We start from the raw sequence: 11,241 nt of genomic DNA on the forward strand, positions 1-11,241 counted from the left end.
TCCGTTCCCGATGCCGGCAGCAGTGGACTTCGGCCCTGGTGGTCGATGCCAGCGCTGCGGGACCTGCGATGCGTTCCCCTGCCGGATCGATGCCAAGGGGGATGCCGAGATGTGCCTGGTGCGCCCGGCGCTGTTGCAGCCGAACGTCGAGTTGCGCAGCGAGACGATGGTCGAGCGATTGATCACGGATGAGACCGGCCGGCGCATCGTGGCGGCAGAGATCCAGGAGCGGGGCGTGAGGTCGCGCATTCGTGCCGGTCTGTTTGTGCTCAGTGCGGGCGCAGTCAACTCCGCGGCCCTGTTGCAACGGTCTGCCAACGATCGCCATCCTCGCGGGCTGGCGAACTCCAGTGACGTGGTGGGTCGGCATTTCATGAACCACAACTGCACCGGATTGATGGCCCTTCATCCGACCCGGCGCAACGACACCCGGTTTCCGAAGACACTATCGCTGAACGACTACTACTTCGGCGACGCCGACGCGGGTGGGAGCGGGCCGCCGCTCGGGAACCTGCAGCTGCTCGGCAAGTTGAGCGAACCCATCCTGCGCGGTGCGATGCCCGCCTGGACGCCGCGCGCCGTGCTTCGGTGGGTGGCTTCGCACAGCGTCGACTGGTACGTGATGTCCGAAGATCTCGCGCACCGTGACAGCACGGTGCGTCTCAACGCGGATGGCAGCGTCGACCTGCGCTGGCATCGGACCAACATGGGCGCGCATCGCAAGTGGGTGCGAAAAGCCGCCGGAATCATCAAGCGCACCGGTTATCCGATCGTGTGGACCAAGCCCTTCACGATGGACACGCCTTCGCACCAGTGCGGCACCGTGCGTTTCGGCCATGACCCGGCGACCTCGGCGCTCGATCCCTTGTGCAAGGCCTGGGATCACGACAACCTTTATGTGGTCGACGCGAGCTTCTTCCCCTCGTCGGCCGCGGTCAATCCGGCCCTGACCATCGCGGCCCAGGCGCTGCGGGTCGGCCACCATCTGCGTACGGAGGTTTTGTAATGAACACCCTGAGACCTCTGGCCGTTGTGACCGGCGCCCGACGCGGCATCGGCGCGGGCATTGCGATCGAACTCGCATCTCGCGGCTTCGACATCGCCCTGACTGACATCGATGCGAGCGGTGCCGAGCCCACGCTGGCCGGAATCGTCGAGCATGGCGGGGACGCCCGGATCTTCGAGTCGGACCTCGGCCGTGTCGAGGATCACGCGACCGTGATAGCTCGCATCGTCGACTGGCGCGGCCCCATCTCTTGCCTCGTCAACAACGCGGGGATCCCCGCACCGAGCCGTGGTGACCTTCTGGACGTGACGACCGCGTCATTCGACCGGGTGCTCGACGTGAACCTGCGCGGCACCTTCTTCTTCACTCAGGCCGTGGCACGCCACATGGTGGATACGCCGTCGCCGGGACCCCGCGCGATCGTCACCGTCTCTTCGGTCAGCGTCGAGATGGCTTCGGTCGAAAGGGGTGAGTATTGCCTGTCGAAATCCGGCCTCGGCATGCTGACAAAGCTGTTCGCGCTGCGGCTGGCGCCCCTGGGCATCGGTGTTTTCGAGGTCCGCCCCGGCGTGATCCGGACGCCAATGACCGAGGGCGTGGCCGGCGCCTATGACCGACGGATCGCGGAGGGTCTCGTTCCCATGGGGCGCTGGGGGTATCCAGAGGATGTGGCGCGCGCCGTGTCGGCGTTGGCTGGCGGGCAGCTGGGCTTTTCAACCGGCAGCGTCGTGCATGTCGACGGCGCCCTTTCGATTCCAAGACTATGACCACCGAGAGCTACGACTACATCATCACCGGCGGCGGTTCCGCGGGGTGCGTCTTGGCGAGCCGGCTGAGCGCCGACCCCTCCATCAAGGTGCTGCTGCTCGAGGCCGGCGGCTCCGACCGGCATCCTTTCTTCCATATGCCTGCCGGCTTTGCGAAGATGACGCGTGGCATCGGATCCTGGGGCTGGCACACCGTCCCTCAGAAGCATCTGAAAGACCGTGTGCTGCGCTTCACTCAGGCGAAGGTGATCGGCGGCGGTTCATCGATCAATGCGCAGCTGTATACGCGTGGCGCTGCGGCGGACTACGACGAGTGGGTGAGCGAGGAGGGCGCCACCGGATGGTCCTACCGCGACGTCCTGCCCTACTTCAAGCGGTCCGAGAACAACCAGCGATTCGCGAACGAGTTCCACGCCTACGGCGGGCCTCTGGGCGTCTCCAACCCCATCAGCCCGTTGCCGATCTGCGAGGCCTTCTTTCAGGCAGGGCAGGAGCTCGGCATCCCCTTCAACCCCGATTTCAATGGTGCCAGGCAGGACGGGCTCGGCTACTACCAGCTCACGCAACTGAATGCGCGCCGTTCGTCGACATCGACGGGATTCCTCGACAAGCAGGTTCGGGCACGATCGAACCTGCGCGTGATGATGAACACACGCGCGCTGCGCATCGTCACCGAGCGCGGTCGCRCCATTGGCGTCGAGATCGTGAGCGCCGACAACGCGAGGCCGCGCCTGATTCGGGCCGACCGGGAAGTCGTCGTTTCGTCCGGCGCCATCGGCTCTCCGAAGCTCCTGATGCAATCGGGGGTCGGACCCGCCGACCACCTGCGTGCGGTCGGCGTGCCGGTGATGCATGACCTGCCGGGTGTGGGGGAAAACCTGCAGGATCATCTGGATCTGTTCGTCATCGCAGAGTGCACCGGCGATCACACCTATGACAAGTTCAACAAGCCCCAGCATGCCGCGTTGGCGGGCCTGCAGTACTTGCTGCTCAAGACTGGGCCGGTCGCGTCGAGTCTCTTCGAGACGGGAGGCTTCTGGTACGCCGATCCCAGGGTCAACGCGCGATCGCCCGACATCCAGTTTCACCTGGGCCTGGGGTCGGGTATCGAGGCGGGAATGGCGAAATTGCAGAATGCCGGAGTCACGCTCAATACTGCATACCTCCGGCCACGTTCTCGCGGCACGGTGCGGCTCGCGAGCCAGGATCCCGCGGCCGCGCCGCTTCTGGATCCGAACTATTGGTCGGATCCCCACGACCGGGAGATGTCGATCAAGGGGCTGCGGCTGGCGCGCGAGATCCTGTCGCAGGCGGCGATGCACCGCTACGTTCAGACCGAGATCCTTCCTGGCGCGCGCCTCTCGAGCGACCAGGACCTCTTCGACTATGCGTGTGCCAATGCGAAGACGGACCATCACCCCGTCGGTACGTGTCGGATAGGGCCCGAGAGTGACCCGGCAAGCGTCGTGTCCCCGGACTTGCGCGTGATAGGCATGCAAGGGCTGCGGGTCGTCGATGCTTCTGTCATGCCACGTGTTCCTTCGTGCAATACGAACGCCCCGACCATCATGGTCGCCGAGAAAGCCGTCGACCATATCCTCGGGCGTATTTCCTAGCGACATCCACTTCAAGGAACAGCGCAGGATCGGGGGTGTCAGCAGCCCTGGTCGAGCAGCCAGCAAGGAGTATCGAATGAACATCGAACGAGACCTGGATCRCATGGCTGAACAGGAGCGGCGCCTTTGTTTCACCCACTTCGACAACGCCGTAGCATGGGAACTGGGGACAAGGCTCCGGGCCCATTGCGAAGCGGTCGGCGTGAACCTGAGCATCGAAATTCGCCTGGCGGGCGAGACGATCTTTTTCTTTGCGATGCCGGGCACCAAGCCAGAGAACGCCGATTGGGCTCGACGCAAGCGCAACACGGTCGAGTTGCTCCAAAGAAGTTCATACGCCGTCGGAAGATCACTCGAGAAGGAAGATGTCTCGCTCGAGCAAGACAGGCGACTGCCGGTGCGCGACTATGCCGTTCACGGCGGCGGATTCCCAATTCGAGTGATCAATGGCGATTGCGTGGGTGCCGTAGCGGTTTCCGGTGCGCCGCAACGCCAGGACCATGCCATCGTTGTAGAGGTACTGGCCGGGATGTGCGGCGTTCCGCTCGGGGATGTCGAGCTCGATTGAAGAATATCCGCCCTGCGCTGACTGCTGTGACCTGAGCAATGCGCTGATTGAGGTGCCGCGAGCGGCGTTCAGTGGACTCGCCCGAACCAGAGCATCGACAGCATCGTTGCCGTCAGCGCAACGATGGCCGAGATCAGGGCCAGCAAGCCGGTGAGTTCGGTTTCGCGCGTCAGCACCTGCACCCGCGAGCCGAGCTTTTCGTAGACGCTGCGCAGCGCCTCCGCCGTGYCGGCGTGGAGGTACTCGCCGTCGGTAATGCGCGCCACTTCGCGCAGGGTCGGTTCGTCCAGCCTCATGTAGATGGCCATGCCATCGGACGTGGCGGCGTCGCCATCCACCGTCCCCAGCCCCACCACGTAGATGCGGACGCCGCGATCGGCGGCCATCTTCGCCGCTGCCAGCGTATCGATCCCGGTCGTGCGACGGCCGTCGCTCAGCAGGATGATCGCGGCGGAGTCGTACGAGCCCGGGGCCACCGGGGTGATCTCCTTCGGCGGCGCCTTCGCCTTCTCGTCCAGGCTGCGCCCCTGCGGCCTGCTGCCGAAAGTCAGCTCGCCGAGATCGATGCCCTGGTCTGGAAACAGCTCCGCCAGACACAGCACGATGGCATCGCCCACCGCGGTCCCGACCTGCATCTGGATGGCGTCGATAACCGCGACCAGGGACTCGCGATTCAGTGTCGTGCGCTGGGCGACCTGGCCACTGCCGGCGAACGTGACCAGCCCGACTTCGATGTTCTTCGGCAGTTCGCGGAGGAACGACTTCGCTGATTCCTGTGCGGCGGCCATCCGGGTCGGCTTGACGTCGCTGACCCGCATGCTGAGCGACACGTCCATGGCGAGCATGATCGACGACCGTGCCCAGGGCAGCGGCACCCGCGCCACGGGACGCGCCGCGGCGAGCAGCAAGCCCGAGCAAGCCACCAGGAACAACGCCGGCGGCAGGTGCCGCCGCCAGTTTCGGCCGGCCGCCGCCGCGCGGACATCGCCCAGGCTGCTGTAGCGCACGGCCGCCTTGCTTCGGCGCCGAATCAGCCAGGCGTATGCCGCCGGCAGCAGTGCCAGCAGCGGCAATAACCAGAGGTACTGGGGCCAGAGGAAGGACATGGGCGGCGCGTGGTGGATCCCGTGCGGTTCGGCAGGCGCGACCGGGCGCCGGCAGGCGAGCGCAGGGTTTTCTCCACAGCGCAGCGATATCGTGCCCGTGAAGGGGCCGCTTCGCAACTGTCGAGCACACGCGCTTCAGGTGACTGGTGCCGGGTTGAACAGCACCAGCGCGTTGTGCAGCTTCCACTGCTCGGCCCAGGTCTTGCGGCGGCCGCTGGCGACCTCGAGCATCAGCCGGAACATCTCCCAGCCGATGTCCTCGATGCTCGCCTCTCCGTCGGCGATGCGCCCGGCATTGACGTCCATCAGGTCATGCCAGCGCCKCGCCAGGTCGCTGCGGGTGGCGACCTTGATCACCGGCACCTCGGCCAGCCCGTAGGGCGTGCCGCGCCCGGTGGTGAAGACATGCAGGTTCATGCCGGCGGCCAGCTGCAGCGTGCCGCAGATGAAGTCGCTGGCCGGCGTGGCCGCATAGAGCAGCCCCTTCTGGCGGGCCTTCTCGCCCGGTGCGACCACGCCCGAGATCGGCGCGCTGCCGCTCTTGACGATCGAGCCCATCGCCTTCTCCACGATGTTCGACAGGCCGCCCTTCTTGTTGCCGGGCGTGGTGTTGGCGCTGCGGTCCACCCGCCCCTTGTCGAGGTAGGCGTCGTACCAGGCCATCTCGCGGATCATCGCCTCGGCCACCTCCGGCGTGCTGGCGCGCGAGGTGAGCTGGTCGATGCCGTCGCGCACCTCGGTCACCTCCGAGAACATCACGGTGGCGCCGGCGCGCACCAGCAAGTCGGTGCAGAAGCCGACCGCCGGGTTGGCGGTGACGCCCGAGAAGGCGTCGCTGCCGCCGCACTGCACGCCGACCACCAGCTCGCTGGCGGGCACGGTCTCGCGCCGSCGRTCGTTCAGGCGCTCGAGGTGCTCCTCGGCCTGGCGCAGGATCGCSTCGACCATCGACATGAAGCCGACGTGCGCATCGTCCTGCAGGCAGACCACGTCGAGCTTGGCCTCGGCGCTGTCGCCGACGTCGGCCACGTTGCGCTCGTCCACCAGCGGGATGGTGCCGGGCGGCATCAGCCGCTCGGGCTGCAGCTTCTCGCAGCCCAGGCTGACCACCATCACCTCGCCGCCGAAGTTCGGATTGAGGCTGATGTTGCGCAGCGTGCGGATCGGGATGACGGCGTCGGGGGCGTCGATCGCAACGCCACAGCCGTAGCTGTGTTCGAGCGCCACGACGTCGTCGACGTTCGGGTACCTGGGCAGCAGCTCGGCCTTGATGCGCTGGACCGCGAACGCGGTCACGCCCGCCACGCACTGCACGGTCTGGGTGATGGCCAGGATGTTGCGGGTGCCGACCGAGCCGTCCGGATTGCGGTAGCCCTCGAAGCTGTAGCCCTCCAGCGGCGGCAGCGCGGGCGGCTTCACGGTGGCGATCGGCAGGCCTTCGAGCGCGCGCGCGGCGGGCATCTTCAAGAGCCGCTCGTGGACCCAGCTGCCGGCCGGGATGTCCTTGAGCGCGTAGCCGATCGCGACGTCGTAGCGGCGCACCGCCCCGCCTTCGGGGATGTCGACCAGCGCCACCTTGTGCGCCTGCGGCACCTTCTCGCGCAGCGTGAGGCCCGAAGGAAAGACCGTGCCGGCCGCGAGCCCGCCGTCGTTGGCCACGATCGCGACGTTGTCGTTCGCGTTCATGCGGATGGTGAGCGGCGCGGGTGTGAGTGTTTCAGCCATGAGGGTCCTTCGGAGTTTCGGGGGCGTGTGATGTCAGGCGCGCTTGCCCACCTCGGCTTCTTCGCGCGTCCAGCCCTTGACCTGGTCGCTCAGGCTCAGCCCGAGGCCCGGCCGGGTCGGCACCCGCATGCGGCCGTTGCTGATCTCGAGGCGTTCGTTGAACAGGGGCTCGAGCCAGTCGAAGTGCTCGACCCAGGGCTCGGTCGCGTAGACCGCGCCAAGATGGACGTGCAGTTCCATCGCAAAGTGCGGCCCGAGGCCGAGGCCGGCCTGCTCCGCCAGGCCGGCAACCTTGAGGAAGGGTGTGATCCCGCCGACGCGGGGCGCATCGGGCATCAGGTAGTCGGCGGCACGGTGACGGATGAGTTCGCCGTGCTCCGCCGCACTGGTCAGCATCTCGCCAGTGGCGATCGGCGTATCGAATTGGGCGGCCAGCGCCGCGTGACCCTCGAAGTCATAGGCATCGAGCGGCTCTTCGATCCAGACCAGGTTGTACTGCTCGAAGATGCGGCACATGCGCTGCGCCGTCGGCCGGTCCCATTGCTGATTGGCATCGACCATCAGCGGCATGTCGTCGCCGAGGTGCTTGCGCACCGCCTCCACGCGCCGGATGTCCAATGCGCGGTCGGGCTGCCCGACCTTGAGCTTGATGCCGCCGATGCCGCGATCGCGCGAGGCCGCCGCGTTCACCAGCAGCTGGTCCAGCGGCGTGTGCAGGAAGCCGCCGGAGGTGTTGTAGCACTGCACGGAGTCGCGTTGCGAGCCGAGCAGCTTGGACAGCGGGAGGCCAGCGCGCCGGGCCTTCAGGTCGTAGAGCGCGACGTCGAAGGCGCCGATCGCCTGCACGGCCATGCCGCTGCGCCCGACCGATGCGCCGGCCCAGCAGAGCTTGGTCCAGAGCTTCGAGATGTCGCTCGGGTCTTCGCCGATCAGCGCCGGCGCAATCTCCTTCGCATGCGCGAACTGGCCCGGGCCACCGGCTCGCTTCGAGTAGCTGAAGCCCAGACCCCGGTGGCCGTCCTTGGTTTCGATTTCGGCGAACAGCATCGCGATCTCGGTCATCGGTTTCTGGCGGCCGGTCAGGACCTTGGCGTCGCTGATCGGGTTGGCCAGCGGCAGATAGCACGAGGAGACGCGAACCCAGGCAATGCTGTCGCTGGCGAAGGAAGGAGAGGAGGGGGTCATGACGGGATGGCTTTCAGGGGTTCGGCGTGCGCTCAGTCGATCGTGATCTTTCCGGTCTCGATCACCTTCTTCCAGCGTGCGAATTCCTTCTGCTGGAATTCGGTGAACTGGGCCGGGGAGTTGGCGACCATTTCGAATCCGATCGAGGTGAACTGGTCCTTGACCTTCGGGTCGTTGAGCGCTTCGACGAAGGCCGCATGGGCCTTATCCCGCACCGCCGGGGACAAGCCCTTGGGCGCGACGATGGCTTGCCAGGAAGCGACTTCGACATTCTTGACCCCCGCCTCGGCCAGGGTCGGCACGTCGGGCAGCACGGGCGAGCGCTTCGGGCTGGTGACGGCGAGCGCGCGCATCTTGCCGCCCTTGATGTACTGCGCGACCGAGTTGATATTCTGGAAGGACGCATCGACCTGGCCTCCCATGAGGTCGGTGTGGGCTGGCGACCCCCCCTTGTAGGGGACATGGATGCCCTGGGTGGCGGTCTGCTGCCAGAAGAGCTCGGCGGTCAGGTGGTCGCTGGAGCCGTTGCCGGCCGATGCGAAGGTCATCTTGCCGGGATTCGCCTTTTCGTAGGCGATCACGTCGGCCACGCTCTTGTGCGGCGAGTTCGCGGGCACCACCAGCACGTTCGGCGATGCCACCGCCACGGTGATCAGGTCGAAATCCTTCAGCGCGTCGTATTGCAGGCCCTTGACCAGGTGCGGCACGATGACCAGCGGACCGAGCGAGGTCACCAGGAAGGTCGCGCCGTCGGGCGCCGCGCGCTTGACGAAGGTGGCGCCGATGGTGCCCGTGGCCCCCGCCTTGTTGTCGACGAGAAAGGACTGCTTGAACTTGTCGGTCAGGCGCGGAGCGATGGCGCGCGCCACCTGGTCGGTCGAGCCGCCCGGCGGGAACGGCACCACCAGGGTAACGGTCTTCTCGGGCCAGGCCTGCGCATGGGCAGCCAGGGCCGCCAGACTCAGCGCGATCGCGCCCAGGTACTTCTTCATGAAATGTCTCCTTGGAATGGTAACGTTGTCATTTTTGACTCTGTTCTGAGAATCAAGCCCACTGTGCTGCTTCATGTCGATAATGTATCGCGAGACGCGAGCGGCCACGCTGCGAAAATGATATCGTTGTCATTTTCATCCGTCAACGAACTTTTAATAGGGGTATTCCAGGCCTTGGAGGGGTGATGCCCGAGCCCGTTCCGCTCAACGATGTCAGTGACAGGTGGCCCGGATTTGGTAGGGTCTGGCCTTCACCTCCACATGCCCGGACGCCCCACAGCCGAATGAATGCCGTTTCTCCTTTCAAGGCGGCCACGCTGCACGACGTGGCCAAGGCCGCAGGCGTTTCGCTGATCACCGCTTCGCGCGCGCTCACCAATCCAGGCGTGGTCTCGGAGAAAACGATCGAGAAGGTGCACGCGGCGGTCGAATCGACCGGCTACATCCCGAACCTRCTCGCCGGCGGGCTCAAGTCGAAGCGCAGCCTGATGGTCGGCGGCATCGTGCCGGCCTTGTCCGTGTCTCAGTTCCTGCCGACGGTGCAGGCGCTGACCACCGAGCTGGCGGCGGCCGGCTATCAGTTGATCCTGGGCCAGACCGCCTACGACGCGGAACGCGAGGAGACGGTGCTCAACACGATGATCGGCCGGCAGCCCGACGGCATCGTCATCACCGGCCTCGTGCAGTCCCAGCGAGCCCGGGACCGGCTGCGCAGATCCGGCATTCCGGTGGTCGAGACCTGGGACCTCAGCGATCGGCCGATCGACATGCTGGTCGGCTTCTCGCACTTGAAGGTTGGAAGTGCGGTGGCCGGCTATTTTCTCGGCAAGGGCTGGAAGCGGATCGGCATCGCGACCGGCGACGACCTTCGTGCGCGAATGCGGCGGGATGGATTTCAAACCACGATCGGCCGCGAGCTGCCGACCGCTTTCGTGCCGGCACCCAGCAGCCTCGAACTGGGCCGCCGCGCACTCGGGGAACTGCTGGAGAAGGACCCGCATCTGGAGGCGATCTGCTGCAGTTCGGACCAGCTGGCGCATGGCGTGATCGTGGAAGCGCTCGCACGGGGCTTGCGGGTTCCCCAGGACCTGGCGATCTGCGGCTTCGGCAACGCGGATTTCGGTGGCCACACGGTACCCTCGATCTCCACCGTCCACGTGGACGGTGCCGAGATCGGCCGCCTGGCGGCCCGACTGATCATCGACCGCTGCCGCGGTGAAACGATTGCGAAGCCCGTCATCGATGTCGGGTTCCGCATGATCGAGCGGCAATCGACCGTGGATTAGGGTGATCAAACCCTAATAACGTTGCAGCGGCTGTTTCGGCAGTTCGGAAGCGCGACGCCGCTCGTGGCCGTTCACCAGGTGGGTTCGCATGGCGGCACGTGCGGCATCGACGTCCTGCTGCACGATCGCGTGGGCGATGCTTCGATGCTCCCGCAGCACCTGGTCCCTCGAGGCGATGCTCGGTTCTTCCCCGCCCGTGGCTTCCAGGAACGAGGTCGGCACGCAGGTCGGACCCAGCGCTTCGAGGACGGCGGCGAAATGCGGGCTGTGGGCGGCCCGCGCGATTTCGAGATGAAACTGGAAGTCGGGCACCGCGGTGTCCATGCCTTGCGCCATGGCCGTCTTGAAGGCGTTGAGCGCGGCGGCGATGGCCTCCAGATCCACGGCCACCCGACGCTGCGCCGCCAGCGCGGCCGCTTCGGTTTCCAGGCCGATGCGCAACTCGATCAATGCCAGCGCCTGGGCGAGGCTGTCGTCCGGGCTGCTGTCGACCTGGAACGGCTTGGCCCGCGAGGCGCCGACCACGAAGGTGCCCACGCCTCGCCGAGACTGCACCATGCCCGCGGCCTGCAGCCTCGAGAGCGCTTCCCTGACCACGGTCCGGCTGACGCCGAACTCATTCATGATCTCGGCCTCGGTGGGCAACTTGTCGCCGGCGCGAAGAGGGCCGATCCGGATCCGATGGCTCAGTGCATCGACGACACCCATGCTCAGGCTGCGCGACAGCGATCGGCCGGTACTTTGCATGTGCGGGTTGCGTAGGAGCGATAACGTTGTCATCCATGCGGCCGACAATGAAGAGGGCGTTCCGGCACAGGCGCCGATTCTGGCAGATGCCGGCCCGCGCTCACGGCATGAAAGCGGGTAAGCGCTACTCGATCGCCTTGGCCATGTCCTCGACCACCTTCTTGGCGTCGCCGAAGACCATCATGGTCTTGTCCATGTAGAAGAGCTCGTTGTCCAGGCCCGCGTAGCCCGCGGCCATGCTGC

At 66.1% G+C, this 11,241-nt stretch carries 11 protein-coding genes; 5 read left to right on the plus strand and 6 right to left on the minus strand.

Going from position 1 to position 11,241, the window contains the following annotated elements; genetic code table 11:
* From AC1DY5_RS25895 to AC1DY5_RS25910, 4 genes are all read left to right on the plus strand, one after another.
* Positions 1-1,006: GMC oxidoreductase (locus tag AC1DY5_RS25895; RefSeq protein WP_478116015.1), on the plus strand; the 1,006-nt coding region annotated here is incomplete at its 5' end.
* Positions 1,006-1,773 (plus strand): 3-ketoacyl-ACP reductase, encoded by a 768-nt coding sequence (locus AC1DY5_RS25900; protein WP_478116016.1) that lies wholly within the window; start codon positions 1,006-1,008, stop codon positions 1,771-1,773. The genes AC1DY5_RS25895 and AC1DY5_RS25900, both read left to right, overlap by 1 nt.
* Entirely contained in the window at positions 1,770-3,389 is a 1,620-nt protein-coding gene (locus AC1DY5_RS25905) for a GMC family oxidoreductase (protein ID WP_478116018.1), read from the plus strand. The genes AC1DY5_RS25900 and AC1DY5_RS25905 overlap by 4 nt, the downstream gene beginning before the upstream one ends.
* Before the next feature lie 76 nt (positions 3,390-3,465).
* Positions 3,466-3,957, plus strand: a complete 492-nt coding sequence (locus tag AC1DY5_RS25910) for a heme-degrading domain-containing protein (protein ID WP_478116020.1) — start codon at positions 3,466-3,468, stop codon at positions 3,955-3,957.
* Positions 3,958-4,025: 68 nt separating this feature from the next.
* Here the strand turns inward: AC1DY5_RS25910 and AC1DY5_RS25915 are convergent, their stop codons facing one another.
* The 4 genes from AC1DY5_RS25915 to AC1DY5_RS25930 form a co-directional block, all read right to left on the minus strand.
* On the minus strand, positions 4,026-5,063 hold the full coding sequence (locus tag AC1DY5_RS25915) for a VWA domain-containing protein (protein ID WP_478116022.1): 1,038 nt from the start codon (positions 5,061-5,063) through the stop codon (positions 4,026-4,028).
* Between the two features lie 135 nt (positions 5,064-5,198).
* The gene (gene garD / locus AC1DY5_RS25920; RefSeq protein ID WP_478116024.1) at positions 5,199-6,788 is read right to left on the minus strand and encodes a galactarate dehydratase; all 1,590 of its coding nucleotides are present in this window, start codon (positions 6,786-6,788) and stop codon (positions 5,199-5,201) included.
* Positions 6,789-6,821: 33 nt separating this feature from the next.
* Positions 6,822-7,973 (minus strand): L-talarate/galactarate dehydratase, encoded by a 1,152-nt coding sequence (locus tag AC1DY5_RS25925; RefSeq protein WP_478116026.1) that lies wholly within the window; start codon positions 7,971-7,973, stop codon positions 6,822-6,824.
* A 32-nt stretch (positions 7,974-8,005) separates the two neighbouring features.
* The gene (locus AC1DY5_RS25930; RefSeq protein WP_478116028.1) at positions 8,006-8,965 is read right to left on the minus strand and encodes a Bug family tripartite tricarboxylate transporter substrate binding protein; all 960 of its coding nucleotides are present in this window, start codon (positions 8,963-8,965) and stop codon (positions 8,006-8,008) included.
* Between the two features lie 284 nt (positions 8,966-9,249).
* Here AC1DY5_RS25930 and AC1DY5_RS25935 point away from each other — a divergent pair, with 284 nt between their 5' ends.
* A complete protein-coding gene (locus tag AC1DY5_RS25935; RefSeq protein WP_478116030.1) occupies positions 9,250-10,251 on the plus strand; it encodes a LacI family DNA-binding transcriptional regulator in 1,002 nt (333 codons plus the stop codon).
* Between the two features lie 12 nt (positions 10,252-10,263).
* On the opposite strand, the gene AC1DY5_RS25940 is transcribed toward AC1DY5_RS25935, so the two are convergent.
* Entirely contained in the window at positions 10,264-10,998 is a 735-nt protein-coding gene (locus AC1DY5_RS25940) for a FadR/GntR family transcriptional regulator (protein ID WP_478116032.1), read from the minus strand.
* Between the two features lie 124 nt (positions 10,999-11,122).
* Positions 11,123-11,241, minus strand: a 119-nt coding sequence (locus AC1DY5_RS25945; protein WP_340360277.1) for an NAD(P)(+) transhydrogenase (Re/Si-specific) subunit beta, incomplete at its 5' end; no start/stop codon positions are given.

The sequence above is a fragment of the Variovorax sp. P4_D9 genome, from assembly GCF_056401695.1.